At 72.9% G+C, this 24,107-nt stretch carries 27 protein-coding genes, 1 tRNA gene and 1 riboswitch; of the genes, 16 read left to right on the top strand and 12 right to left on the bottom strand.

What is annotated here, in order from left to right; genetic code table 11:
• Window positions 1–209 precede the first annotated feature (209 nt).
• Complete coding sequence (locus tag ACIQFY_RS14580; RefSeq protein WP_066658739.1) at window positions 210–839, bottom strand: DNA-directed RNA polymerase subunit beta; 630 nt, start codon at window positions 837–839, stop codon at window positions 210–212.
• Window positions 840–965: 126 nt separating this feature from the next.
• On the opposite strand from ACIQFY_RS14580, the gene ACIQFY_RS14575 reads away from it, so the two are divergent.
• The 3 genes from ACIQFY_RS14575 to ACIQFY_RS14565 all read left to right on the top strand — a co-directional run bounded on the left by ACIQFY_RS14575 (window position 966) and on the right by ACIQFY_RS14565 (window position 1,754).
• Window positions 966–1,127 (top strand): DUF2207 domain-containing protein, encoded by a 162-nt coding sequence (locus tag ACIQFY_RS14575; protein WP_139197360.1) that lies wholly within the window; start codon window positions 966–968, stop codon window positions 1,125–1,127.
• Window positions 1,128–1,180: 53 nt separating this feature from the next.
• Window positions 1,181–1,253 (top strand) — tRNA-Lys (locus tag ACIQFY_RS14570).
• Between the two features lie 180 nt (window positions 1,254–1,433).
• The gene (locus tag ACIQFY_RS14565; protein ID WP_066656746.1) at window positions 1,434–1,754 is read left to right on the top strand and encodes a hypothetical protein; all 321 of its coding nucleotides are present in this window, start codon (window positions 1,434–1,436) and stop codon (window positions 1,752–1,754) included.
• A 172-nt stretch (window positions 1,755–1,926) separates the two neighbouring features.
• On the opposite strand, the gene ACIQFY_RS14560 is transcribed toward ACIQFY_RS14565, so the two are convergent.
• Both ACIQFY_RS14560 and ACIQFY_RS14555 read right to left on the bottom strand, forming a co-directional pair.
• Window positions 1,927–2,862 (bottom strand): aldose 1-epimerase family protein, encoded by a 936-nt coding sequence (locus tag ACIQFY_RS14560; RefSeq protein WP_326497027.1) that lies wholly within the window; start codon window positions 2,860–2,862, stop codon window positions 1,927–1,929.
• On the bottom strand, window positions 2,859–3,710 hold the full coding sequence (locus tag ACIQFY_RS14555) for a DeoR/GlpR family DNA-binding transcription regulator (protein ID WP_066656748.1): 852 nt from the start codon (window positions 3,708–3,710) through the stop codon (window positions 2,859–2,861). Before ACIQFY_RS14555 ends, ACIQFY_RS14560 begins: the two co-directional genes overlap by 4 nt.
• 64 nt (window positions 3,711–3,774) lie before the next feature.
• Here ACIQFY_RS14555 and galT point away from each other — a divergent pair, with 64 nt between their 5' ends.
• Window positions 3,775–4,872: a galactose-1-phosphate uridylyltransferase gene (galT, locus tag ACIQFY_RS14550; RefSeq protein ID WP_251155251.1), complete on the top strand. Its 1,098-nt coding sequence runs from the start codon at window positions 3,775–3,777 to the stop codon at window positions 4,870–4,872.
• On the top strand, window positions 4,869–6,005 hold the full coding sequence (gene galK, locus ACIQFY_RS14545) for a galactokinase (RefSeq protein ID WP_400340700.1): 1,137 nt from the start codon (window positions 4,869–4,871) through the stop codon (window positions 6,003–6,005). The genes galT and galK overlap by 4 nt, the downstream gene beginning before the upstream one ends.
• 283 nt (window positions 6,006–6,288) lie before the next feature.
• Here the strand turns inward: galK and ACIQFY_RS14540 are convergent, their stop codons facing one another.
• The 3 genes from ACIQFY_RS14540 to glyA all read right to left on the bottom strand — a co-directional run bounded on the left by ACIQFY_RS14540 (window position 6,289) and on the right by glyA (window position 9,100).
• Entirely contained in the window at window positions 6,289–6,738 is a 450-nt protein-coding gene (locus tag ACIQFY_RS14540) for a hypothetical protein (RefSeq protein ID WP_400340699.1), read from the bottom strand.
• A gap of 152 nt (window positions 6,739–6,890) precedes the next feature.
• Window positions 6,891–7,814 (bottom strand): tetrahydrofolate dehydrogenase/cyclohydrolase catalytic domain-containing protein, encoded by a 924-nt coding sequence (locus ACIQFY_RS14535; protein ID WP_400340697.1) that lies wholly within the window; start codon window positions 7,812–7,814, stop codon window positions 6,891–6,893.
• Window positions 7,811–9,100: a serine hydroxymethyltransferase gene (glyA, locus tag ACIQFY_RS14530; protein ID WP_400340695.1), complete on the bottom strand. Its 1,290-nt coding sequence runs from the start codon at window positions 9,098–9,100 to the stop codon at window positions 7,811–7,813. The genes ACIQFY_RS14535 and glyA overlap by 4 nt, the downstream gene beginning before the upstream one ends.
• 51 nt (window positions 9,101–9,151) lie before the next feature.
• Window positions 9,152–9,237, bottom strand: a riboswitch (ZMP/ZTP riboswitch).
• Window positions 9,238–9,301: 64 nt separating this feature from the next.
• Between glyA and clpS the strand changes: the two genes are divergently transcribed.
• The 8 genes from clpS to ACIQFY_RS14490 all read left to right on the top strand — a co-directional run bounded on the left by clpS (window position 9,302) and on the right by ACIQFY_RS14490 (window position 15,379).
• Window positions 9,302–9,601, top strand: coding sequence for an ATP-dependent Clp protease adapter ClpS (gene clpS / locus ACIQFY_RS14525; protein ID WP_400340693.1), 300 nt, complete (start codon window positions 9,302–9,304; stop codon window positions 9,599–9,601).
• Window positions 9,598–10,071: a DUF2017 family protein gene (locus tag ACIQFY_RS14520; RefSeq protein WP_400340692.1), complete on the top strand. Its 474-nt coding sequence runs from the start codon at window positions 9,598–9,600 to the stop codon at window positions 10,069–10,071. The genes clpS and ACIQFY_RS14520 overlap by 4 nt, the downstream gene beginning before the upstream one ends.
• A 193-nt stretch (window positions 10,072–10,264) precedes the next feature.
• Window positions 10,265–10,684, top strand: coding sequence for a MarR family winged helix-turn-helix transcriptional regulator (locus tag ACIQFY_RS14515; protein ID WP_251155247.1), 420 nt, complete (start codon window positions 10,265–10,267; stop codon window positions 10,682–10,684).
• Window positions 10,685–10,793: 109 nt separating this feature from the next.
• Entirely contained in the window at window positions 10,794–12,119 is a 1,326-nt protein-coding gene (locus ACIQFY_RS14510) for an MFS transporter (protein ID WP_400340777.1), read from the top strand.
• Between the two features lie 331 nt (window positions 12,120–12,450).
• Window positions 12,451–13,311, top strand: coding sequence for a formyltetrahydrofolate deformylase (purU, locus tag ACIQFY_RS14505; protein ID WP_400340691.1), 861 nt, complete (start codon window positions 12,451–12,453; stop codon window positions 13,309–13,311).
• 7 nt (window positions 13,312–13,318) lie between these two features.
• Window positions 13,319–13,732, top strand: a complete 414-nt coding sequence (locus tag ACIQFY_RS14500) for a YrdB family protein (RefSeq protein WP_066656768.1) — start codon at window positions 13,319–13,321, stop codon at window positions 13,730–13,732.
• A 62-nt stretch (window positions 13,733–13,794) separates the two neighbouring features.
• Window positions 13,795–14,946, top strand: coding sequence for an N-acetylglucosamine-6-phosphate deacetylase (nagA, locus tag ACIQFY_RS14495; RefSeq protein ID WP_400340775.1), 1,152 nt, complete (start codon window positions 13,795–13,797; stop codon window positions 14,944–14,946).
• Between the two features lie 31 nt (window positions 14,947–14,977).
• Entirely contained in the window at window positions 14,978–15,379 is a 402-nt protein-coding gene (locus ACIQFY_RS14490; protein WP_326496944.1) for a VOC family protein, read from the top strand.
• A 27-nt stretch (window positions 15,380–15,406) separates the two neighbouring features.
• On the opposite strand, the gene ACIQFY_RS14485 is transcribed toward ACIQFY_RS14490, so the two are convergent.
• The 3 genes from ACIQFY_RS14485 to ACIQFY_RS14475 form a co-directional block, all read right to left on the bottom strand.
• Entirely contained in the window at window positions 15,407–16,951 is a 1,545-nt protein-coding gene (locus ACIQFY_RS14485) for an alpha-L-fucosidase (protein WP_326496945.1), read from the bottom strand.
• Window positions 16,952–17,035: 84 nt separating this feature from the next.
• Window positions 17,036–17,536, bottom strand: coding sequence for a hypothetical protein (locus tag ACIQFY_RS14480; protein ID WP_326496946.1), 501 nt, complete (start codon window positions 17,534–17,536; stop codon window positions 17,036–17,038).
• A 54-nt stretch (window positions 17,537–17,590) separates the two neighbouring features.
• Window positions 17,591–18,418, bottom strand: a complete 828-nt coding sequence (locus tag ACIQFY_RS14475) for a helix-turn-helix transcriptional regulator (protein WP_209685366.1) — start codon at window positions 18,416–18,418, stop codon at window positions 17,591–17,593.
• A 122-nt stretch (window positions 18,419–18,540) separates the two neighbouring features.
• Between ACIQFY_RS14475 and ACIQFY_RS14470 the strand changes: the two genes are divergently transcribed.
• Together ACIQFY_RS14470 and ACIQFY_RS14465 are read left to right on the top strand one after the other, a co-directional pair.
• Entirely contained in the window at window positions 18,541–19,479 is a 939-nt protein-coding gene (locus ACIQFY_RS14470) for an SDR family oxidoreductase (protein ID WP_066656779.1), read from the top strand.
• A 31-nt stretch (window positions 19,480–19,510) separates the two neighbouring features.
• Window positions 19,511–20,680: a MalY/PatB family protein gene (locus tag ACIQFY_RS14465; protein ID WP_400340688.1), complete on the top strand. Its 1,170-nt coding sequence runs from the start codon at window positions 19,511–19,513 to the stop codon at window positions 20,678–20,680.
• Between the two features lie 16 nt (window positions 20,681–20,696).
• Here the strand turns inward: ACIQFY_RS14465 and nagB are convergent, their stop codons facing one another.
• Window positions 20,697–21,482, bottom strand: a complete 786-nt coding sequence (gene nagB / locus ACIQFY_RS14460; protein WP_326496949.1) for a glucosamine-6-phosphate deaminase — start codon at window positions 21,480–21,482, stop codon at window positions 20,697–20,699.
• Window positions 21,483–21,540: 58 nt separating this feature from the next.
• On the opposite strand from nagB, the gene ACIQFY_RS14455 reads away from it, so the two are divergent.
• Entirely contained in the window at window positions 21,541–22,020 is a 480-nt protein-coding gene (locus tag ACIQFY_RS14455; RefSeq protein WP_066656787.1) for an NUDIX domain-containing protein, read from the top strand.
• Between the two features lie 169 nt (window positions 22,021–22,189).
• Here ACIQFY_RS14455 and ACIQFY_RS14450 read toward each other — a convergent pair whose 3' ends face one another.
• A complete protein-coding gene (locus tag ACIQFY_RS14450; RefSeq protein WP_251155236.1) occupies window positions 22,190–23,260 on the bottom strand; it encodes an ABC transporter ATP-binding protein in 1,071 nt (356 codons plus the stop codon).
• On the bottom strand, window positions 23,257–24,105 hold the full coding sequence (locus ACIQFY_RS14445) for an ABC transporter permease subunit (RefSeq protein ID WP_307810447.1): 849 nt from the start codon (window positions 24,103–24,105) through the stop codon (window positions 23,257–23,259). Before ACIQFY_RS14445 ends, ACIQFY_RS14450 begins: the two co-directional genes overlap by 4 nt.
• Window positions 24,106–24,107 lie beyond the last annotated feature (2 nt).

The raw sequence follows: 24,107 nt of genomic DNA, 5'->3' as shown, positions 1-24,107 counted from the left end.
GTCTTCGCATGTCCGGGGGCGGTCGGGTCAGGCCGTCCACCGTCGCAGGCCCTGCTCGTCGCCGTCCGCCGTCGCGGTCTGTCGCTGCGCCCCGCCCTCGCCCGGACGTCGCCCCGTGTGCTCAGGCGTGTGACGTCCGAGCGGGGGCGCGATCCGGCGTGGGCGGTAGCCGGTCTGGAGGCGCGGCGTCGATCCGCCCCGCCCCTCGCTCAGTCCAGGCTGTCGCGACGCCAGAGCGCTGCCGCCTCGGTCAGGTCGGCCGCGAGCTCCGTCAAGCGCAGCGCCCGACGCGTCAGCTCGCTCGCGCGGTCCCCCGCGGTCAGGTCGGCGTCGTCCGCCACCGAGGTCGCGCCCGCCGCGGTCAGCCGGCAGAACGCCGCGCCGCGGTCGAGCGCCACCGCGAGGTCCCCCGTGTAGAGGCCGTGCAGGATGTGGTCCGCCAGGGTCAGGATCTCCGCAGGACCCGTCGGCTGCTCGGCACCCGCGACGGCCTCGTCGATCGTGCCGATCCGCTCCGTGCCCCGCTCGAAGAAGTACGCGATCTCCTCCGGGTTCTGCCGGATGACGACCCGCACCAGGTAGATGCGCCACAGTGCCCCCGGGAGCGTGTGCGCGCCCACGCGGGCCCACAGCTCGGCGATCGCATCGATGCCGTGCACGTCCGTGTACGTCACGAGACGCTCGACCACCGCCGGGTCCGGGTCCTGCCGCACGCGGTGGAGCAGCGCGTTCGCCGTCTCGTGCGCGACACGGTTCACCAGTGCCGGGTCCTCGCCGCCCTGGATCGCAGCGAACTCCTGGTCGGTGAAGTGGACGGGACGGTGGTGATCGCGAGGCACCCGGCGAGTGTAGGCGCGGCCGCCGACGCCCACGTCCCCCGTTCGCCACGAACGCAACGGGGCGCGCACGGGTACCGTGCTCCGGCAGGGAGGCACTCCTCCCGGACGTTGAGAAGAGGAGACTCCATGAACGCCCTGCTCGTCATCCTGGCCGTGATCGCGGTCGTCCTGCTGTTCGTCGGTGGCTTCACCGCGAGCCTCAAGTTCCTGCTGTGGGTCGGCATCGTGCTGCTCGTCATCGCGGTGGTCATGTGGCTCCTGCGGACGCTCACCGGGCGCCGCAGCTGACCGACAGCACTGGTTCTCGTCTGGAGGCCCTCACCCGCTAGCCTTGCGGGTGAGGGCCTCTAGCTCAGTTGGTAGAGCACCGGACTTTTAATCCGAGGGTCGTGGGTTCGAGCCCCACGGGGCCCACCTCCTCCTTCGTGAGACGCCTACCGGGGTACAACTCCGTCACAGGATGTTCATGGTGCGTCTTGTGCACAGTCCAGACCCTGTTCAGCGGTTTGCCTGCACAGCGCCGATAGTGTCGTTCCCGGTCCTGATCCACGGACCGAACAGCACCGCAGCACCAGAGAACGAACGGGGTACACCGTGACCGAGCCCATCGACGCCACGCAGGCCAGCACCACCGGTGACGCGCGCCGCATCGTCGAGCTCGCCGCAGCGACGAACACCACGATGAGCAACCAGCTCCTCCTCGACACCCTCCGTCGGAACGCCCGCGTCACCACGCGGCACATCCGCACCGACTTCGTCGAGGTCGCCACCGCCACCGCCGTCCTCGGCTACGTGTGCCGGCAGGGCAAGGAGTACACGGCCCTGCGCGGCGACGACCCGGCCTGGGCGCAGGAGATCGGGCGCTACGGCACCGAGTCCCTCGCGGTCGAGGCGCTGCGCATGCGCCGCGCCTGACGCACCGGAAGCACGAGCGACGAAGGCCGCCCCGGACGGGGCGGCCTTCGTCGTGTCCCGGTGGCCGGCCCGCGCATGGCCGAGTCTCGCGCTGGGCGACGGATCGCGGGCCCCGGAGCGCGCGAAGCGTCGGTGAACACGAGACTCGGGCCCGAACACCCGCCCGACTCGGTCAGGACCAGACGCGGCGGATTCCCCAGGTGCCGGTCCACGACTCGTCGGGCTCGAGCCAGCGCAGGCCCTCGCCGGAGTTCAGGGCGTTCGCGGGCGCGGTCATCGGTTCCACCGCCACGGCGAGCCCGGTGCCGTCGCCGCGGGGGAACTCGCGGGACGTGAAGACCTGCACGTACGGGAACGACTCGTCCTGCCAGAGCTCGACGCCGTCGCCCTCCGGACCGTGCAGCGTCGTGCGCCGGACGCCGTGCTCGTCGGCGGCGACGTCCCGGTACGCGGTGTCGAGGTCGGCGTCCCCGGCGCGACGTCCCGACCGCAGGTCGTAGGGCGTGCCCTCGACGGACACCGTGCCGTCCGGGATCTTGTGCTCGTCGACCGTGAACGCCGTGGCGGCGTCGAGCGTGACGACGAGGTCCTCGGCGGGGGTGTCACCCGCACGCAGGTACGGGTGGGCGCCGACCGCGAACGGAGCGCGGACGCCGGAGCGGTTGACGATGGTGTGGGTCACTCGGACCCCGTCGTCGACGAGCTCGTGGTGCACGCGGGTCTCGAGCGTGAAGGGCCAGCCGTGCTGCGGGTGGATCGTCGCCTGCTGTTCGATCGACGACTCGGTCTGCGACACCACGCGGTACGGCGAGAACCGCAGCAGCCCGTGCGAGGCGTTGCCGTACTTGGGCTCGGAGACGTCCAGCTGCTGCCGCTTCCCGTCGAGCTCCCAGACGGCACCGGCGACGCGGTTCGGCCACGGCACGAGCACGATGCCGTCGGCGCCCGGCGGCAGCGACGTCACCGGGAACGGCTCGGTCAGGTCGAACCCGGCGACCCGGAGCTCCCGGATCCCCGCGGCGACCTCGGTGACGACGGCCTCGACGACCCCGTCCGGTCCTGCGTGCCGGAGGTGGTACTGCGCTCCGGTGGGTGCTGCTGCTGTCATGGCTGCGACTTCCTTCCGTCTGGTGCTGCACGGCCGTCCTCGTCCGCCACGACCACCTCGACGCCGGCCGCCCGGATCGGAGCGACCGCGTCCGCCGTGACCCCGGCGGTGACGACGACGTCGATGTCCTCGAGCGGACGGACGACACCGAGGTGGGCCCGGCCGAACTTCGAGCCGTCCGCCACCACGACGGTACGCCGGGCCGCGGCGGCGAGCATCCGCTTCGCCTCGGTCTCGGGCAGGTTCACGTTCGTCAGGCCGTGCCCGACGTCGAGTCCCGTCCCCCCGAGGAACACCAGGTCGGCGGCGATCATCGGCAGCACGGCGCCCATGAACGGCGCGACGAGGGAGTGCTGCAGCGGCCGGAGGGTGCCTCCGGTGACGACGACGGTGAAGCGCGGGACCGCCCGCTCGAGCGCGAGTGCGGTGGTGAGCGAGTTGGTGACGACGGTGACGTCGACCAGGTCGGACCGCGCCACCAGGGCCTCCGCGACCGCCGCGGGCGTGGTGCCGACGTCGAGCACGACGCACTGCCCCGACCGGACCAGGTCGGCCGCAGCGCGGCCGATCGCGGCCTTCGCCACCTGGTGCTCGACGGCGGTCTCCTCGAAGGGGCGCTCGGTGGAACCGACCCCGAGGCGGACCGCACCGCCGCGCACCCGCCGGATGCGGGCCTCCTGGTCGAGCAGGGCGAGGTCCTGGCGGACGGTCACCTCGCTCGTGCCCAGCGCCGCCGCGAGGGCGGCGGTCCGGACCAGCCCGGGCGCGCCCTCGACGATGGAGACGATGCGGTCCTGCCGCAGCGGCGCGGGCAGCGACCCGGCGAGGAAGGAGAGGTCGTCGTCCACGGCACGAGTTTCGCGCACTTACGGAACCTTTCGCAACGCTTCACGAGCGCGGTAGGGTGGGTCGGTGATCACCAAGCGCGTGACGACGCTCGCCGACGGCCGCGAGCTCATCTACTTCGACGACGCCGACACGCAGCTGCCCGCCGAGCGCAGCATCGACCAGCGTGTCCTCGACCCCCGACCGGAGACGGCTCGGATGCGGCAGGACGTCCTGACCGGCGAGTGGGTGTCCATCGCGGCGAGCCGGCAGAACCGCGTGTTCCTGCCGCCGGCCGACCAGGACCCGCTCGCGCCGCAGACCGCCGCGAACCCGTCGGAGATCCCGAGCCGCTACGACGTCGCGGTGTTCGAGAACCGCTCGCCCTCGTTCGGACCCCTGCTCGAGGCCGAGGACGGCCCGGAGTCGCTCGAATCGCTGTCCGACGTCGGGCTCAACCGCCAGCTCCGGAGCGTCGGTCGTTGCGAGGTCGTGTGCTTCTCCCCCGAGACGAGCGGCTCGTTCGCCTCCATCAGCGAGTCACGCGCCCGCACCGTGGTCGAGGCCTGGGCGGACCGCACCGCGGCGCTGTCGGCGATGCCCGGCATCCAGCAGGTGTTCCCGTTCGAGAACCGGGGCGAGGCGATCGGCGTCACGCTGCACCACCCGCACGGGCAGATCTACTCGTACCCGTACGTCACGCCCCGCACGCAGCGGCTCCTCGCGTCGATCGAGCGCTTCGGTCCCGACCTGTTCGAGCAGCACCTCGCGAATGAGCGCGCCTCCGAGCGCGTGGTGCTGCAGGGCGAGCACTTCACCGCCTTCGTGCCGTTCGCAGCACGCTGGCCGATCGAGATCCACATGCTGCCGCACCGGCACGTCCCCGACTTCGCCGGCCTGACCGACGCCGAGAAGGACGAGCTGGCGCACATGCACCTGCGGCTCACCCGCGGGCTCGACGCGCTCTACGACACCCCGACGCCGTACATCGCCGCGTGGCACCAGGCGCCGGTGCACACCGCGCGCGACACCGTGCGGCTCATGCTGCAGATCACGTCCCCGCGTCGCGCGGCGGACAAGCTCAAGTTCCTGGCCGGCAGCGAGGCCGCCATGGGCGCCTGGATCGGGGACCTCGTGCCCGAGAAGGCGGCCGAGTTCATCCGAGGAGGGATCGAACGCGCATGACGTTCCAGCAGGTCTACGGGTACGAGCCGGCGGTGCGGTACTCCGCTCCCGGCCGCGTCAACCTGATCGGTGAGCACACCGACTACAACGACGGCTACGTGCTGCCGTTCGCGATCGACCGCCGGACGGTGGCGTCGATCGCGCAGCGCGACGACCGACTGATCCGGGTCGCGTCGGCCTTCGAGCCCGACACGGTGCACGAGCTCTCGCTCGACGCGCTGTCACCGGAGAACATGGAGGGCTGGTCTGCCTACGTGTTCGGCATCGCCTGGGCGCTCCGCGAGCAGGCCGGAGCCGACCTGTCCGACAAGACCGGCTTCGACGTCTTCATCGAGTCGGACGTCCCGGTCGGCGCCGGCCTGTCGTCGAGCGCCGCGATCGAGTGCGGCGTCGCGCTCGCCTTCACCGACCTGTGGGAGCTCGGCCTCGACCGCAAGGCACTCGCCCGCGTCGGGCAGTACTCCGAGAACCACGCCGTCGGCGCCCCGACCGGCATCATGGACCAGTCCGCCTCGTTGCTCGGTGAGCAGGACGCGGTCGTCTTCCTCGACTGCCGCACACTCGACACCGCCGTGGTCGACCTCGCGCTCGAGGCCAACGGGCTCGAGGTCCTGGTCATCGACACCCGCGTGGAGCACGCGCACGCGACGGGCGGCTACAAGGCCCGGCGCGACTCGTGCGAGCGCGGCGCGGCGGCCATGGGCGTCGAAGCACTCCGCGACGTCGCCGTCGAGGATCTGCCCCGCGCACAGGAACTCCTCGACGACGAGACCTTCCGACGGGTCCGGCACATCGTGACCGAGGACCAGCGCGTCCTCGACACGGTGCGCACACTCCGCGAGCAGGGTCCGCGCGCGATCGGCGAACTGCTCGTCGCCTCGCACGCGTCGATGCGCGACGACTTCGAGATCTCGGTGCCGGAGCTCGACCTGGCGGTCGAGACGGCGATGACGCACGGCGCTGTCGGCGCGCGCATGACCGGTGGCGGCTTCGGCGGTGCGGCGATCGCACTGGTCGACCGGGAGGCCCGTGGCGCGATCACGGACGCCGTCACGTCCGCCTTCGCCTCGGCCGGGTACCGCGAGCCCACCGTGTTCACGGTGCACGCCGCGCAGGGCGCCCGGCGCGACTGACGCGCGGCAGCGCGAGGCGCCGCGCGCGGCGCCTCGCGCTTCCGCACAACCGGAAGCGGGGGGGGGGGGGGGGGGCGCGGGGGGGGGGCGCCCCGCGGGGGGGGGGGGGGGGGCGGGGCGCCCCCCCCCCCCCCCCCCCCCAACCCCCCCCCCCCCCCCCCCCCCCCCGGGCGCCCCCCCCCCCGCTTCTCGTTGTGCGGGAGCAGGACGGTCTGCAGCGAGCGCTGCACGGCCACGAGCGACCGGCCCGCCGGTCAGCGGTCAGCGGTCAGCGGCCCGCCGGTCAGCCTCCGTAGTCGGCGTACCGCGTCGTCTCGACGACGTTCCCGAGCACGAACGGGTGCGTCCGACCGTGCTCGACGGCCCACTGCACCCACGCCGTCTGCACGGGCATGAGCAGCCACACCGCCACGGTGACACCGAGCACGCCGGCGAGGGTGAGTCCCATCACGGTGTGCTCGTCGAACCGGCTCGCGCCTCGGCGGGCGACCGCGACGGCGAACCCGACGAGGGCGATGCCGACGGTCAGGAGCGTCGTCCCGAGGGCCGGCGACGACCGGAAGTCGAACTCCTGCCCGGCGTGGACGAAGGTCGTGCTCCAGCTCGACCCGGGCTGCTGGAACAGGACGCAGAGCACCACGATGAGGACCAGCCAGCGGGCGTCCTTCGTGAGCTGCGACGGCTCGGGCCGCGGGCGCAGCACCGGTTCGGTCAGCTGTCGTTCGTCCCCCATGGCGTGACCGTAGCACCGCTGGAGGCGCGTGGCGGGGGTGATCCGCGCCTCCCGTCCGAAGCCGCACACCGAGACTCGGCCGAGCGGACAGTTTCGTCCTGCACAGGGGACGCAGTGTCCGCCTGGCCGAGTCTCGGTCGACCGGGGTCGCGCTACCGCAGGTGGCGCTCGGCGGCCTCGACGACGTTCTTCATGAGCATCGCGCGGGTCATCGGCCCGACCCCGCCCGGCGTGGGCGACAGGAACCCGGCGACCGACGCCACGGCGGGGTCGACGTCGCCGCGCAGCTTCGCCTTGCCCGTCTCCGGGGAGACGATGCGGCTGATGCCCACGTCGATGACCGCGGCACCCGGCTTGACCCAGTCCGGCTGCACGAGCCCGGCGACCCCGGCCGCGGCGACGATGATGTCGGCGCGACGGCACTCGGCGGCGACGTCCTCGGTCAGCGAGTGCGTGAGGGTGGCGGTCGCCTCGAGCCGGGTGAGCAGCAGGCCGAGCGGACGACCGACCGTCAGGCCCTGGCCGATGATCGTCACGTGCTGCCCGCGGATCGGGACGTCGTAGGCCTCGAGCATCGCGACGATGCCCCGCGGGGTGCACGGCAGCGGGGCGTCGATCGTGCCGGCGCCACCGGGCACGGCGAGCACGAGCTCACCGAGGTTCGTCGGGTGCAGGCCGTCGGCGTCCTTCGCCGGGTTCATCAGCTCGAGCATCGGGATCGGGTCGATGCCCTGCGGCAGCGGGAGCTGCACGATGAACGCGGTGACCCGGGGGTCGTCGTTCATCTGCAGGATCGCGGCACGGATGTCGGCAGCCGAAGCGGTCTCCGGGAGGTCGATGCGGACCGAGTCGAGCCCGATCTGTGCCGAGTCCTTGTGCTTGCCGGCGACGTACGACACCGACCCCGGGTTCGCGCCGACCATGATCGTGCCGAGCCCGGGCCGGAACCCGTGGTCGTGCAGGCGGTCGATGCGGACCTTCAGGTCGTCGAGCGTGCGCGCGGCGAGGGCGGTGCCGTCGATGCGGACGGCACTGCCCTCCCCCGCCCAGCGCTCACGTGGGAGCGCGGCGCTCACGCGTAGAGGGGGAACGCGTCGGTCAGGGCCTTCACCCGCGCCGAGAGCGCTTCGATGTCCGGGTTCGGCATGAGCGTCAGCGCGATGATGTCGGCCACCTCGGTGAACTCGGCGTCGCCGAAGCCGCGGGTCGCCAGCGCCGGGGTGCCGATGCGGACACCGGAGGTGACCATCGGCGGGCGCGGGTCGAAGGGGACGGAGTTGCGGTTCACGGTGATGCCGACCTCGTGCAGCAGGTCCTCGGCCTGCTTGCCGTCGACCTCGGACGCACGGAGGTCGACGAGCACCAGGTGCACGTCGGTGCCACCGGTGAGGACGTCGATGCCGGCGGCCTTCGCGTCGGGCTGCGTGAGCCGGTCCGCCAGCAGACGAGCACCGCGCAGCGTGCGCTCCTGGCGGTCCTTGAACTCCGGCTGGCCGGCGAGCAGGAACGCGGTGGCCTTCGCGGCGATCACGTGCATGAGCGGACCGCCCTGCTGGCCCGGGAACACCGCGGAGTTCAGCTTCTTGAAGAGCGACTCCTCGTTGGACAGGATGATGCCCGAGCGGGGACCGGCGAGCGTCTTGTGCACCGTCGACGACACGACGTGGGCATGCGGCAGGGGCGACGGGTGCAGGCCCGCGGCGACGAGCCCGGCGAAGTGCGCCATGTCCACCCAGAGCGTCGCGCCGACCTCGTCCGCGATCTCGCGGAACTTCGCGAAGTCGAGCTGGCGGGGGTACGCCGACCAGCCGGCGATGAGGACCTTCGGCTGGTGCTCGATGGCCTTCGCACGGATGTCGTCGTAGTCGACCTCGAACGTCTCCGGGTCGACGCCGTAGGACACCGCGTTGTAGATGCGGCCGGAGAAGTTGAGCTTCATGCCGTGCGTCAGGTGACCGCCGTGGGCGAGCTCGAGGCCGAGGATCGTGTCCCCGGCGGAGGCGATGGCGTGCAGCACCGCGGCGTTCGCGCTCGCGCCGGAGTGCGGCTGCACGTTCGCGTAGGCGGCACCGAACAGGGCCTTCGCGCGGTCGATGGCGAGCTGCTCGGCGACGTCGACGAACTCGCAGCCGCCGTAGTAGCGCTTGCCCGGGTAGCCCTCGGCGTACTTGTTCGTCAGGACGGAGCCCTGCGACTCGAGGACGGCGCGCGGGACGAAGTTCTCGGACGCGATCATCTCGAGGGTGTCGCGCTGGCGGCCGAGCTCGTTCTGCAGCACGGCGGCGATCTCGGGGTCGACCTCGGCGAGCGGGGCGTTGAACGTGGACTGCGCGGTGGCAGGCGTCAGATCGGTGATGGACACGGGACTCCTCGTTGTCTGAGTCGCCGCGCGGACGCGACGAGGTGGACGGGTGGGCGCGGCCCAGGCGTACGGCCGCGCTCCGTGTCAGGTGCCGCTCCCCGATGGTGACCCATCCAACGCCAGTCGCGACCCGTCGATCGTACCGAGCGCGCACGTTCGTGTCACCCTTGGGGACATGCACCCGAGCATCCCCGTCGACGCATGACGCTGATCAGCCCCGACGTCGAGGAGCGCACCGACCTCGCCGCGCGCCTCGACGTGCCGTGGGTCACCGTGGTCTGGGACGACCCGGTGAACCTGATGTCCTACGTCACCTACGTCTTCCAGAGCTACTTCGGCTTCTCGCACGCCCGGGCCGAGCGACTCATGCGCCAGGTGCACGACGACGGCCGGGCGATCGTCGCGACCGGCGCCCGCGAGGCCATGGAGCGCCACGTCGAGGCCATGCACGGCTACGGCCTGCAGGCCACCGTCGACCGCGCGGCGGGACCGCACGCGTGATCCCCTTCAACCGGCGCCAGGACGGCGTGCACCTCGCGATGTCCGAGGGCGAGCGCGCCGTCCTCACGTCGCTCACCGAACAGCTGCAGCAGGTGCTCGCCGGCGACCTCGCGTCCGACCCCGTCGCCGCGCGGATGTTCCCGGACGCCTACCCGTCGGACACCGAGGCGAGCGACGAGTTCCGCCGCTGGACGCAGGCGGACCTGCTCACCCAGAAGACCGCGAACGCCGACGTCGTGCACGACTGGCTGACCGGTGCGCGGGACGGTGCGATGACCCCGCCGGACGAGCAGGCCTGGCTCCGGTGCCTCACCGACCTGCGGCTGACGATCGCGGAGCGGCTCGGCATCACCGACGCCGCGTCGGAGGAGGCCCCGTCCTCCGGGGACGCCGGCCTCGGCCTGCGCGACGTCTACGACTGGATCGGGTACGTGCAGGAACACCTCGTCACGACCCTCACCACCCGCTGACGGGACGGCCGGGAGGCGCGGCGCACGTTCCGCCTCGTCCGCCCCGGCCCGTCAGCTGGTCGCGGTGGTCGCGGTGGTCGCGGTGGCCGCGGTGGTCGCGGTGGTCGCGCATCCGGGCGAGCAACGAGGGGTCGGCGCCATCTGATCAGAAGGCAACCTTGCAAGGTGCCCTGTTCAGTCGTACTGTTCCACCATGGAACCGATCGACACGCTCGCGGACGACCTGCTGACCCTGCACGGTCGCATCCGCCGCACGCTGCTCGCCGGGAAGGCCGACGAGGTCACCGCGTCCCAGACCGCCGCGCTCGGTCGGCTCCTGCGCCACGGCGAGAGCACCGTCGCCGACCTCGCGCGCGCCGAGGGGGTCCGCCCGCAGTCGATGGGCGCGACCGTGCAGGCCCTCGTCGACCTCGGGCTCGCCGAGCGTCGCCCCGACCCGACGGACGGCCGCCGCACGCTCGTCCGGGCCACGGAGACGGGCTCCCGAGCCCGCGCCGACGCGTGGACCACCCGGACCCGGGTGCTCGCGGACCGTCTCGCCGCGCTGCCCGACGAGGACCGGGTGACGGTCGCGCGCGCCCTCGTGATCCTCACGCCGCTCACCGACGACTGACCCCAGGAAGAAGCCCACCACGTCCACGTCGACCTCCCCCGTCCCGACCGTCCCCGACGCCGGCACCACCGGCGGCAGCGGCTTCGGCCCGAAGCTCCTCGTCCCCGTCCTGGTCGGTCCGCTGCTCAACCCGATCAACACGACGATGGTGTCCGTCGCCCTCGCGCCGATCTCCCGCGACCTCGGCATCGGTGCCTCGCAGGCGATCTGGCTCGTCGCCGCGCTCTACCTGGCGAGCGCGGTCGCGCAGCCGACGATGGGTAAGCTCGCCGACCGGTTCGGCCCGAAGAAGGTCTTCCTCACCGGACTCGTGATCGTCGGCGTCGCCGGCGTCGTGCCCGAGGTGCTGACCGGGTTCGGCGGGGCGGTCGCCGCACGGGTGCTGATCGGGATCGGGACGTCGTCGGCGTACCCGGCCGCCCTCACCACCCTGCGGCAGCACTCCGCCAGGATCGGGAAGCCGACACCGCCGCTCGTGCTCGGGGCGCTCTCGATCACCTCGCTGGTCTCCGCTGCGGCCGGACCGCCCCTCGGCGGCGCACTGATCGCGGCGTTCGGCTGGCACGCGATCTTCCTGGTGAACGTCCCGCTCGCCGTGTTCGGCCTCGTCGTCGCCGCGATGTGGCTGCCGTCCGACCGGCTCCGACCCCGTGACGCCGAGCAGCTGCCGGTCCGGACCGCGCTCGACCCGCTCGGCATGGTGCTCATGACCGGCACGGTGTCGGCGCTCCTGGTGTTCCTGCTCGACCTCGGCGCCGGACTCTGGTGGCTGCTCGCGGTCGCCGTCGTGCTGCTCGTGGCGCTCGTGCTCTGGGAGCTGCGCGCAACGAAGCCCTTCGTCGACGTCCGCCTGCTCGTCCGGAACGGCGCGCTGTCCCGCACCTACGCGCGGCTGTTCCTGACCTACCTGCTCGCCTACACGATGACGTACGGGTTCTCGCAGTGGGTGCAGGACGTCGCGGGCTACCCGAGCGACGTCGCCGGGTACCTGCAGCTCCCGGCAGCCGTCGTCGCCGGGGTGGTGTCGTTCATGGTCGCCCGACGCACCGCCGTCCGCCGGCCGCTCGTCGTCGCGGCGCTCGTCCCCCTGGTGGGCGCCGGGCTCCTGCTCCTGCTGCACGCCGGGTCGCCGCTCGTGCTCCTGCTCGTCGTACCGGCGCTGTTCGGGGTGCCGCAGGCGCTGGCATCGGTGTCGAACCAGGCGGCGCTGTACAGGGTGGTGCCCTCGGAGTACATCGGCACGGCGGCCGGGCTCTCGCGCACGAGCATCTACATCGGCGCGATCGCGGCGTCCTCGTTGATCGGCGGGGTGTTCGGGCAGGCCCCGACCACCCCGGACCTGCACGTGCTCGCGTGGGTGATGCTCGGCGTCGGCGTGCTGCTCAGCGTGCTGACGCTCGCGGACCGGGCGCTGGCGCGGGCGGACCGGCGCTGACGCGGCGGCGGCCGGGGGCCGCGGGTCGCGGGTCGCGGCACGGCGTGCGTCCGCACAACCGGGAGCACGTCGCGCCACGTGATCGCGTGGCGCGACGTGCTCCCCGTTGGGCGGACCTGAACCACACGACCTGCCGGGCCGCGTGCCGACGGCGCCGGAGCCGAACCGGGCCTCCAGACCGACCCGCGCTGCCCCGCCGGGAGCCGCGCCGAGTCTCCAGGCGGTCCCGCGCCGGACGCACCACGGGCCTCCAGGCCGCAGCACCGGAACGCGGGACCGGCTGGAGCACCGAACCGCAGGAACGCCGGAGCGCCCCGGTACCCTGATCTCCGTGACCGCCCCGAACCCCACGCACTGGACCCTCACGCTCGTCTGCGACGACCAGCCCGGGATCGTGCACGCCGTCTCCGGAGCCGTGGTCGCGGCCAACGGCAACATCACCGAGTCGCAGCAGTTCTCGAGCGCCGACACGAACTCGTTCTTCATGCGCCTGCAGGTCATGGCGCCGGTCGACCGCGGGACGTTCGAGCAGGCCCTCGCCCCCGTCGTCGAGCGCTACGGCATGCGGGTCCAGCTCGACGTGGTCGGGCGTCCGATGCGGACCCTGGTGCTCGTGTCGAAGGCCGGGCACTGCCTGAACGACCTGCTCTACCGGCAGCGCGGTGGACAGCTGCCGATCGAGGTCCCCCTCGTGCTGTCGAACCACGCCGACCTGTCCGGGCTGGCGGCGTTCTACTCCGTGCCGTTCGAGCACCGACCGGTCACCGACGCGGACGCGAAGCGGGCGATGGAGCAGCGGATCCTCGAGGCCGTCGAGGAGCACGACATCGAACTCGTCGTCCTCGCCCGCTACATGCAGATCCTGTCGCCGGAGCTCTGCGCCGCGCTCGAGGGCCGCGCCGTCAACATCCACCACTCGTTCCTGCCCGGCTTCAAGGGCGCCAACCCGTACCGGCAGGCGCACGCGCGCGGCGTCAAGCTCATCGGTGCGACGGCGCACTTCGTGACGAGCGACCTCGACGAGGGCCCGATCATCGAGCAGAACGTCGTCCGGGTCGACCACACGAAGGAGCCCGCCGAGCTGGTCTCGATCGGCCAGGACGAGGAGTCCCGGACGCTGACGCAGGCGGTGCGCTGGATCGCGGAGGACCGCGTCCTCCTCGACGGCGCCCGCACGATCATCTTCAGGTAGGCACCGCATGACGAACGCACCGCAGAGTCCCGTCGACTGGGGCGACGTCCCGCCGCCCACCGATCCGGCACCCGCACGCCGCCGGGCCTCCGTCTCCGGCTGGACGGTGCTGCGCGTGCTGGTGTGCGCGTTCGGGCTGCTGTCACTGGCGTACTGGGGCTACCTCGCGTGGCCGTTCCCGTTCCCGGGGGTGCTGTTCATGGTCGGGGCACCGCTGTTCGCCGCGGTCGTCTGGTTCCTCTTCCGCTCGCCGCGCTCGCCGATCGACACCGACGTGGTGGGCAAGGTGGTCGTCGAGACCGCGCTGGTCATCGCGGCCGGCGGCGCCTGGGTGTCGCTCGGGCACCCGGTGGTCGGGTTGGTCTTCGTGCTGGTCGCGGCGCTCTCCGGCGTGGTCGCGTTCCGGCGGGAGACGGCGTGAGCTCCGGGTCTGCGTCGGTGTCCAGCCTCGACTCCGGGTCCGGCTCCGGCTCCGGCTCCGGTCTGGAGGCGCGGCGCACGCTGGTCCGAGCCGGTCGCCTGGTCGACGAGGCCGGTTCCACGGCCGACGGGTGGGTCCTGCTCGCCGGCGACGTGATCGAAGCGGTGGGGTCCGGCGCCGACGCGCCCAGCGCCCCGGACGTGGTCGACCTCGGCGACGCCGTCCTGACGCCCGGGTTCATCGACCTGCACGGGCACGGTGGTGGCGGCGCGGCCTACGAGGACGACACCTTCGACGCGGCGCTCGCCGTGCACCGGGCGCACGGGACGACCCGTTCGGTCCTGTCCCTCGTCGCGAACCCCTCGGCAGCGCTCGCGACGTCGCTCGAGCGCATCCGCACCGTCGCCGCGACGGACCCGCTCGTGCTCGGCGCGCACCTGGAGGGGCCGTTCCTCTCCCCCGACAACAAGGGCGCCCACAACGCCGCCCACCTGGTCGATCCGTCGCCGGCGGCCGTGGACGCCCTGCTCGACGCGGGTGCCGGGGTCCTGCGGCAGGTCACGATCGCACCCGAGCTGCCGGGAGCGCTGGACGCCGTCCGCCGCTTCGTCGACGCCGGGGTCACCGTCGCCGTCGGACACACCGTCTGCTCGTACGACCAGGCCCGGGCGGCCTTCGACGCCGGTGCCACCGTGCTCACCCACGCGTGCAACGCCATGCCGGGGTTGCACCACCGGGCGCCGGGTCCGATCGCCGCGGCGACCGAGGACGACCGCGTGACGCTCGAACTCATCCTCGACGGTGTGCACGTGCACCCCGCCGTCGCCCGCGTGCTGCTCCGTGCGGCGCCGGGGCGCGTCGCACTGATCACCGACGCGATGGCCGCGGCCGGGTCGCCCGACGGCTCCTACGCGCTCGGGTCGCTGACGGTGGACGTGGTGGACGGCGTCGCGCGCGTCGCCGGGACGGACACGATCGCGGGCTCGACGCTGACGCAGGACGCGGCGCTGCGGCTCGCCGTGTCGGCCGCCGGAGCGTCGCTGCCCGAGGCGGTCGCGGCGCTGACGAGCGTGCCGGCAGCGGCGCTCGGGCTCGGGGACCGGCTGGGCCGGGTCGCGCCCGGGTACGCCGCGGACCTCGTGGCGTTCTCCCCCGCGCTCGAGGTGCAGCGGGTGTGGGGCGCCGGTCGGGAGCTGGTGTCCCCCAGGTCTTGACCCGGGCGGCGCGCGGCGGGACCATCTCCGCATGGCTCTCTACGTCTCCTGCCCGGTCGAGAGCGTCGAGCGCGCCACCGCGTTCTACAGGGCCCTCGGGTGGACCATCGACCCGCGGATGTCGCGGGACGACGTCGCGTGCGTCGTGTTCGGGACCGACCAGTACCTGATGCTCAGCAGCCGCGAGGCCTACGCGAGCGTCGGCGGCACGGAGGACCTGGTGGGTGGACCGGGCACCCCGTCGAAGGTCGCGCTCTCGTTCGACCTCGACAGCCGACAGGCCGTCGACGAGCTGGTCGAGCGTGCCCGCGCTGCCGGCGGGCGGATCGGGGACACGGACGAGTACCCGTTCATGTACCAGCGGCAGTTCGACGACCCGGACGGGTACCACTGGTCGCCGTTCTGGATGCACCCCGACACCGCCGGCGCATGACCTCGTCCACGCGCTCCCGCCGGACGGTCACTGGTGCAGGTAGTCCTGGCGGGGCTGCTCCGTCTCCGGCGCGAAGCGGATCCGCAGCACGGGTCCGCTGTCCTCGGTCGTGGAGCCGCTGACCTCCACCTCGAGGGCGTCCGGGGTCCGGTCCCACCGCGTGACGGTCCCGGAGCCGAGCACCGCGACGTCGCTGATCGTGCGGGTGAGCAGCGCCGACGCCGACCCGAGCGACCGCAGTCGTACGACGCCGTCGTCGGGCTGGGCGAGCAGGACCGCGTAGAGGGAGTCGCCCGTGACGTCGTGCCGCACGGTGTACCGGACGTCCTCCGCCGTGTACGCCGGAGCGGCAGCGTCGACGAACGACCCGGCGGTCACCGCGGTCGGTCCCTCGGACGGTACGGTCCAGGGCCGGGTGCCGTAGATCGCCTCGCCGTGCAGGCCGAGCCAGTGCCCGATGCCCTCGAGCAGGCGCTGCTCCTCGACCGGGATCGTGCCGTCCGGCTTCGGGCCGACGTTGAGCAGCAGGACCCCGCGCTTCGCGACGACGTCGACGAGCTCGGCGACGAGTTCGCGCACGCTCTTGTACTCGTGCCCCTCGACCCAGCACCAGGAGGTCCGTGACACCGACGTGTCGTTCTGCCACACGGTCGACTCGGTGCCCGCCACGGCTCCGCGCTCGATGTCGTACACCGCGGTGCCGGGCGCGAAGGCTCCCCACTTGTAGTTGATGACGACCTCGCGTCCCCACTCGGCCGCCCGGTTGTAGTAGTACGCGGCGAGGGTCTGCAGCACCGGGGCGAACGCCGGTTGCTCGATCCACCAGTCGAACCAGAGCACCTGCGGTCGGTACTTCTCGATGACCTCGACGGTGCGCAGGAGCCAGTCCTCGAGGAACCGCTCGTTCGGAGCCGTCTCCTCGCGCTGCGCGGGACCGTAGAAGTCCGACCACCGCGGGTCGAGCACGTCGGAGTCGAACCGGGCACCGCCGTTCATGAAGAACCAGTGCTCGGCACGGTGCGACGAGGCACCGCGGACCATCCAGGCCTCGTCGACCGCTCGGGAGAGGTCGCCGAAGACGTCGCGCCGTGGCCCCATCCGTGCGGCACTCCAGCGGGACCGGTCCGTGTCGTACATCGCGAACCCGTCGTGGTGCTCAGCGACGGGCACGACGAACTGCGCACCCGCACGACGGAACAGCGCTGCCCACGCGGCCGGATCGAAGTGCTCCATCGTGAACGACGGGATGAAGTCCTTGTACCCGAAGTCGCGGTGCTCGCCGTGGGTCGCGACGTGGTGGTCGAAGGCCTCGGTGCCCTGCCGGTACATCTCGCGGGAGTACCACTCGTTGCCGAACGCCGGGACGGAGTACACGCCCCAGTGCAGGAAGACCCCGAACTTCGCGTCCTCGTACCAGCGTGGAGGCTCGTAGGCCGCCAGGGACTCCCACGTCGCGTCGAAGGGTCCGGCGGCGACGACCTCGTGCACTGCACGCAGCGCCTCGGTGTTGTCGCTGACGTCGACCGGCTCCGGGAGCGACTCCGGGTCGAGCGGTCCGTGGCGGTCCGGCATGGGGCACTCCTTCGTGCGTCGGATGCGGTCCCCCACTTCTACCGGTCGAGTTCGGGAGTCGGGTGGGTCACGGATACCCGACGGTCAGGGCAGCCGGACGACGACCTCGGCGGTCGAGGGCCCACCGCACTGCTCGGACCCGCCGTGCCGCACCCACGTGAAGCGGACCTCGCGCTCGACGAGCACCCGGCCGTCCGCGCCGAGGACCGCCACGCGCCCGCGTCCCGCGGTGTCCGACGAGGTCGGCACGGACCACACGTCGCCGTCGCGTTCGACCATGGGGAGCACTGCCGTCGGCGCCGTGCCGTCCGGCAGTGTCCCGACCGCTGGCGCGCCCGGTGTGGCTTCCCCAGAGGCGGTCGGCATGGCTGGTTCGGGCGGCACACCGGGCGTGCAGTCCGGGCCCTGGCAGACGACGACGCCCGCGACGCCGGACGCCGGGTCCGCCGAACCCAGGACCTCGACGGCGACGGTGTCGGTCCAGCCGATCGCCGTGCACGCCGTCGGCCCGATGACGGCGCACCCGGTCGTCACGAGCACCAGCACGGCCGATGCTGTGGCGAGTTCCCTCGTCCCCCGACGCATGCGTCCATCGTCACCGATCGATCGCGGACGGGAGGTCATGATCCGGCGACGGTTTCAGGCCGCGACGACGGACAGCAGCCGGAGTCGGTCGTGGCTCTCGGTCCCGGGGACGGCGGTGTAGACGAGCAGCACGTGCGCCTGCTCCGGGTCGAGGAGCACCTGGCAGTGCAGCTCGAGTCGGCCGACCTCCGGGTGGTCGTAGCGCTTGACGGTCCCCGGGACGAGGCCGACCTCCTGCCGGTCCCACAGCGTCCGGAACTCGTCGGAGCGTTGCAGGAGCTCGTCCGCGAGCCGCGCTGCCCGGGACCCGGGACCGCGCCGGGTCGCGACCTCACGCAGTGACGACACGTACAGCCGCGCGGTGGTGTCGCGGTCCTCCGGCGGGAAGAGGTCCCGCGCACCCGGTTCGGTGAACCAGCGCCAGCCGATCGAGCGCGACGGCCCCTGCCGCTGGCTCGCGTCCCCGAACAGTGCGGCGGCGAGCGGCGTCTGCAGGAGCGTCTCGCCGAGTTCCGTGACGACCTCGGCCGGGGTGTCCACCAGGCGGTCGAAGATGCGCATCATGCCCGGGCCCACGTGGTCCGAGCCCGCGCCGGACTCCGGCGGTCGGTGCCCGGCGAGGCGGAAGACGTGGTCGCGTTCCGCCCGGCTCAGGTGGAGCCCCTGCGCGATCGCGGCGACCATCTGCTCGGAGGGCTGCGGACCGGTGCCCCGTTCGAGCCGGGCGTAGTAGTCCGGGGACATGTGGCAGACCGCCGCGACCTCCTCGCGGCGCAGCCCGGAGGTCCGGCGCCGCTGTCCCGGCGGGAGGCCGACGTCGGACGGTTGCAGGGCCTCCCGGCGTCCGCGGAGGAAGGCGCCGAGCGCCGGTCGATCGATCACGGGCCCATCCTCGCCGGTCCGCGTCCTCCGCAGCCACGGTCCGTCAGGTCCTGGCTGCGGTCCCGCCGCCGACGCAGGCTGGCACCAGCCCGACGACGGGCGACGATCCCGAGGAGACCACCGTGCCGACACGACCCATCGACATCACCCTGCCGCGACTGGACGGCACCCGCGCCGTCGTCACCGGTGCGAGCGACGGCATCGGCCTGGGCATCGCGACGGCACTCGCGGGCGCCGGCGCCACGGTCGTGCTCCCCGTGCGCAACCCGAGCAAGGGCGAGGCCGCACGCATCCGGGTGCTCCGCGAGCACCCGGACGCCGACGTGCAGCTCGGCGCGATGGACCTGTCGTCCCTCGCCTCGGTGGACGCGTTCGCGGAGTCGATGCGGTCTGCCGGTCAGCCGGTCGGCCTGCTCGTGGGCAACGCCGGGGTCATGACCCCACCCGAGCGGCAGACCACGGCCGACGGCTTCGAGCTGCAGCTCGGCACGAACCACCTCGGACACGTCGCACTCGTCCGCGGACTCCTGCCGCTGCTCCGTTCGGCGCGCGGCCACGTCACGTCGCAGATCAGCATCGTCGCGCGCAGCGGCGCCGTGCACTGGGAGGACCCGAACTGGGAGCGGAGCTACGACGGGATGCGCGCGTACCGGCAGTCGAAGATCGCGTTCGGCCTGTTCGGGCTCGAGCTCGCCCGACGGAGCGCCGACCGCGGATGGGGCATCACGAGCAACCTCGCGCACCCGGGCGTCGCGCCGACGAGCCTGCTCGCCGCGCGCCCGGAGCTCGGCCGGAGCGGGGACACCCCGCAGGTCCGGGTGATCCGCTGGTTGTCCGCTCGGGGCCTGCTCGTCGGGACCCCGAGGACCGCCGGGTTACCGGCGCTCGTCGCAGCCACCGACCCGGCCGTGCGGGACGGCGGGTTCGTGGGTCCGACGGGTGCCGGCGGTGTCGGCGGAGCGCCCGGACGGACGCCGCTGTGGAAGCCGCTCCGCAGTGCCGAGGACGCCCGACGCGTGTGGGAGCTGTCCGAGGAGCTGCTCGGCACGTCGGTCGCGTGACGTCCGCGACCGGCGCTGTCAGGATGGCCGCATGAGCGTCATGATCTCGGTGTTCGATGCGCAGCGCACCCGCACGAGCGAGAAGTACACCGCGTACCCGCCCGAGGTCCTGCCGATGTTCGTCGCCGAGATGGACTCGGTCCCCGCCGAGCCGGTGCGCGAGGCCCTCGAGCGCGCCGTCCGCACCGGGGACACCGGGTACGTCGGGCACACCCGAGTGCTGCCCGAGGTGTTCGCCGACTTCGCCGACCGCCGGTGGGGATGGGACGTCGACCCCGACCTCGTCCGGACCACCACCGACGTGTCGGTGGCGGCGGTCGAGGTGCTCCGACGGGTCATCGACCCCGGCGACCAGGTCGTCGTCATGCCGCCCGTCTACCCGCCGTTCTGGGAGTACGTCCGCGAGGCCGGCGGCACCGTGACCGAGGTGCCGCTGCTCGCCCCGGACGGCGAACCCGACCAGTTCGACACCACGGCCGGGTGGCGGATGGACCTCGCCGGGGTCGAGCGCGCCTTCGCCGGCGGCGCCCGGACGGTCCTGCTCTGCAACCCGCACAACCCCCTCGGGCTCGTGCACGCCCGCGACGACCTGGTGGCACTCGCCCAGCTCGCCGCGGAGTGGGACGCCGTCGTCGTCTCCGACGAGATCCACGCCCCGCTCGTGCACGCGGACGCGGTGTTCACCCCGTTCCTCACCTGCGGACCCGAGGCGATCGAGCACGGCGTCGCCCTGACGAGCGCGAGCAAGGCGTGGAACCTGGCCGGGACGAAGTGTGCGCTGATGGTCGGGGCGTCCGAGCGGGCGCGCGGCTGGTTCGACGGGCTGCCCGTCGAGGTCGTCGAGCGCACCGGGATCCTCGGGTACACGGCGAGCGTCGCCGCCTTCCGTGACGGGGAGCCGTGGCTCGCGTCGCTGCTCGCCGAGCTGGCCGGCAACCGCCGTGTGCTCGCCGAGGAGCTCGGCTCGGCCCTGCCCGGTGCTGGGTACCGGCAGCCGCAGGCGTCCTACCTGGCCTGGCTCGACCTGCGGGCCCTGCCGTGGGGCGACGATCCCGCCCTGCAACTGGTCGACCGGGCAAAGGTCGCGCTGACGAACGGTCGCGACTTCGGGCAGCCGGGCATCGGCCACGCCCGGCTCAACTTCGGCTGCTCCGAGGAGACCCTGCGCGAGGGGCTGGCGCGCCTGGCGTCCGCCTGCTGATCCCGCTCGGCAGGCGTCACTCGAAGCGTTGCCACTCCGGCTTGTTGGCGTACGTGTACCGGTAGTAGTCCGCCAGACGGAGCCCGGCTGCGGCCTCCTCGTCCACCACGACGGTCGCGTGCTCGTGCAGCTGCAACGCCGACCCGGGCACGAACGACGACAGCGGCCCCTCGACCGCGGCGGCCACGGCGTCGGCCTTCGCCGAGCCCTGCGCGACGAGGACGAGCTCACGCGCCTCGAGGATCGTGCCGAGCCCCTGCGTCATGCAGTGCGTCGGCACCTGATCGAGCGAGTCGAAGAAGCGGGCGTTGGCCTCGCGCGTGGACGGTGCGAGGGTCTTGATGCGGGTGCGGGACGCGAACGACGACGTCGGCTCGTTGAACCCGATGTGCCCGTTCGCGCCGATCCCGAGGATCTGCACGTCGACCCCGCCGGCGGCGCGGATCGCAGCGTCGTACTCCTTCGCCGCGAACGCCAGGTCCCCGGCGCGGCCGTCCGGAACCCGCACCCGCGAGGGGTCGAACCCGAGCGGCTCCACGACGTCGCGGGCGATGACCGATGCGTACGACTCCGGGTGCTCGAGCGGGATCCCGACGTACTCGTCGAGGGCGAACCCGCGGGCCGCGGCGAAGGACACCTCGCCCGCCTCGACCCGACGACGCAGGTCGGCGTAGATGCCCTGCGGGCTCGACCCGGTGGCGAGACCCACGACGGCGGACGGCTTCTCGGCGACGACCGAGGCGATCTTGGCGGCAGCGACACGACCGACCTCGGCCGGCGTCGGCAGGATGATGATCTCCACGCCCTCACCCTACTGGTCATGACCAGTCGCCGACAGGGGTGGTCGGTAGCGTGGGGGCATGCCCACCCCTGACTTCGTCCTGTCCCTGCGCGAGAAGGTCGGCAACGATCCGCTGTGGATGACGGGCATCACCGCCGTCGTCACGCGCGGCGAGGGCCCCGACCGCGAACTGCTCGTCGTCCGGCGCGCGGACAACGGCGCGCTGACGCCGGTGACGGGGATCGTCGACCCGGGTGAGGAACCCGCGGTCGCCGCAGAGCGCGAGGTCCTCGAGGAGGCCGACGTCGTCGCGGTCGCCGAGCGCCTGACCTGGGTGCACGTCCTGCCCGAGATGACCTACCCGAACGGTGACCGGGCGCAGTACCTCGACCTGGTCTTCGCGTGCCGGTACGTGTCCGGCACGCCCGCCCCCGCGGACGGCGAGAACACCGAGGCGTTCTGGGCGCGGCTCGACGCACTGCCGGAGATGTCTGCGGACATGCTGGAGCGGGTCCGGGCGGGCCTGTCCGACGAGCCGGCCGCGCGCTTCGAGCGCTGACCCGCCGCCGGTCTGGAGGCACGGTGCGGGCCCGCCCCGCGCCTCCAGACCGGCACCTGGTCGCCCCGGCCGGGGCCGGGTCTCGCGTCCAGCGACGGATCTCGGGCGGCGCGGCCCGCGATCCGTCGCTCAGCCCGGGTCTCGGCGGGACGGTCCGAGCACGGGGTCGCTACGCGAGCGGGGCGACCGCGGCCGGGGCGCCGAGCAGCCGCAGGGCCACGGCGTCACCGGCCACGCGGCGGTCGCCGACCTCGTGCTGCACCGTCACGACCGTGTCGTCATCGAGCCGGACCGTCGTGCGCCGGATCGACCCGAGGAAGCTCGACGTGACGACGGTGCCGGTGACGCCCTCGGCGGCGAAGGCGACGTCCTCGGGGCGGACGTAGGCGAGCACCGGACCGTCCGCGGTGTCCGCTGCGAGCGCCGGGACGCGGAAGCCGTAGACGAACACGTCGCCGCTGCGCAGGTCGCCACGCAGGCGGTTCGACTGCCCGACGAAGTCCGCGGTGAACGCCGAGACGGGGTGTCGGTAGAGCTCCTCGGGCGTCCCGACCTGCTCGATGCCGCCGGCGTTCATCACCGCGATGCGGTCGGAGACGGCGAGTGCCTCCTCCTGGTCGTGGGTGACGAAGACGGTCGTGATGCCGAGGTCGCTCTGGATGCGGCGGATCTCGTCACGCAGGGACACCCGCACCTTCGCGTCGAGCGCGGACAGCGGCTCGTCGAGCAGGAGCACGCGCGGGCGGGTGACGAGGGCACGGGCGAGGGCGACCCGCTGCTGCTGCCCGCCGGAGAGCTGGTGCGGGAACCGGTCGGCGAGGCCGGCGAGGTGCACCATGTCGAGCGCCTCGATGACGCGCTCGCGACGTGCTGGGGCGGCGACCTTCCGCATCTCGAGGCCGAACGACACGTTCTGCCGCACCGTCATGTGCGGGAAGAGCGAGTACTGCTGGAACACCATGCCGATGTCGCGCCGCTCGACCGGCACCGCGGCGACGTCCACCCCGTCGATGCGGATCGCGCCGGCGTCGATCGCCTCGAGACCGGCGAGCGCACGCAGCGCGGTGGTCTTGCCACAGCCGGACGGTCCGAGCAGCGAGACGAACTCGCCGGGCTCGATGCGGAGCGACAGGCCGGCGAGCGCACGGTGGGAGCCGTAGTGCTTCTCGACCGCCTCGAGCTCGACGGTCGCCCCCTCGGTGGACAGCGACGCCGGGGCGGCGGGAGCGGTGACGGTCATGTGGACTCCTTCGGGGTGCGCCGGCGGCCCGCGCCGACCCGGCCGATGACGACGAGCAGCACGAAGCCGAACAGCAGTGCGGCGAGCGAGAAGATCGCGGCCACGTACGGGTCGGTCTGCTGCACGAGCACGAGCGCGGTCTGGAACGTGGTGCGGGACAGGAACGAAGCGAGGGTGTACTCGCCGAGGACGACCGTGACGGTCAGGAAGCACGCGGCGGTGATGCCGCGGCGGAGGTTCGGCAGCAGGATCCGCCACGTCACGGTCCACCACGAGGCGCCGAGCGAGCGCGCGGCCTCGGACAGCACCGTGACGTCGACCGAGGTCAGCGCCGCGGCGATCGGGCGGAACGCGAACGGCAGCGACACGATGCCGATCGCGAAGGCCAGGGTCCACGCGCCGGAGCCGAACACCTGCGCGACGACCTGGTACACGGGGATGAAGCCGACGACGAGCACGACGACGGGCACCGTGATCGGCACCAGGCAGACGAACTCGAGCACGCGGCGCAGGCGGGGGTAGCGGAGCGCGGTGACGATCTGGGCGGGCAGGAGCACGAGCAGCACGATCGCGACGGTGATCACCGCGATGAGCAGGGACGACGCGAGGCCGTCGAACACCGGCTGGTAGGTGGACGCGTTCGCGGGGTCGACGATCGCGGCGTAGTGGTCGAGCGTGAGCGCCCCGTCGGTGCCCTGGCGGAACGTGAACTGTGCCAGGGCGACCAACGGCACGGCGACGACGAGTCCGACCAGGGCGAGCACGGCGACGGCGGTGCCCCGGGACGGAGCGACGCCGAAGCGGCCGATGCGGGTGGGGCCTCCAGGCCGGGATGCGGCGGCCACGG

The sequence above is a fragment of the Curtobacterium sp. NPDC092190 genome, from assembly GCF_044755625.1.
In the GTDB taxonomy this organism is placed as follows: Bacteria; Actinomycetota; Actinomycetes; order Actinomycetales; family Microbacteriaceae; genus Curtobacterium.
This window is presented reverse-complemented; position numbering and strand designations above follow the sequence as displayed.

Coding starts and splice junctions, on each gene's coding strand:
- ACIQFY_RS14575 (WP_139197360.1), top strand. CDS start 966: ATGAACGCCCTGCTCGTCATCCTGGCCGTGATCGCGGTCGTCCTGCTG.
- ACIQFY_RS14560 (WP_326497027.1), bottom strand. CDS start 2,862: ATGACAGCAGCAGCACCCACCGGAGCGCAGTACCACCTCCGGCACGCA.
- galK (WP_400340700.1), top strand. CDS start 4,869: ATGACGTTCCAGCAGGTCTACGGGTACGAGCCGGCGGTGCGGTACTCC.
- ACIQFY_RS14540 (WP_400340699.1), bottom strand. CDS start 6,738: ATGGGGGACGAACGACAGCTGACCGAACCGGTGCTGCGCCCGCGGCCC.
- clpS (WP_400340693.1), top strand. CDS start 9,302: ATGACGCTGATCAGCCCCGACGTCGAGGAGCGCACCGACCTCGCCGCG.
- ACIQFY_RS14515 (WP_251155247.1), top strand. CDS start 10,265: ATGGAACCGATCGACACGCTCGCGGACGACCTGCTGACCCTGCACGGT.
- ACIQFY_RS14500 (WP_066656768.1), top strand. CDS start 13,319: ATGACGAACGCACCGCAGAGTCCCGTCGACTGGGGCGACGTCCCGCCG.
- ACIQFY_RS14490 (WP_326496944.1), top strand. CDS start 14,978: ATGGCTCTCTACGTCTCCTGCCCGGTCGAGAGCGTCGAGCGCGCCACC.
- ACIQFY_RS14485 (WP_326496945.1), bottom strand. CDS start 16,951: ATGCCGGACCGCCACGGACCGCTCGACCCGGAGTCGCTCCCGGAGCCG.
- ACIQFY_RS14480 (WP_326496946.1), bottom strand. CDS start 17,536: ATGCGTCGGGGGACGAGGGAACTCGCCACAGCATCGGCCGTGCTGGTG.
- ACIQFY_RS14465 (WP_400340688.1), top strand. CDS start 19,511: ATGAGCGTCATGATCTCGGTGTTCGATGCGCAGCGCACCCGCACGAGC.
- ACIQFY_RS14455 (WP_066656787.1), top strand. CDS start 21,541: ATGCCCACCCCTGACTTCGTCCTGTCCCTGCGCGAGAAGGTCGGCAAC.
- ACIQFY_RS14450 (WP_251155236.1), bottom strand. CDS start 23,260: ATGACCGTCACCGCTCCCGCCGCCCCGGCGTCGCTGTCCACCGAGGGG.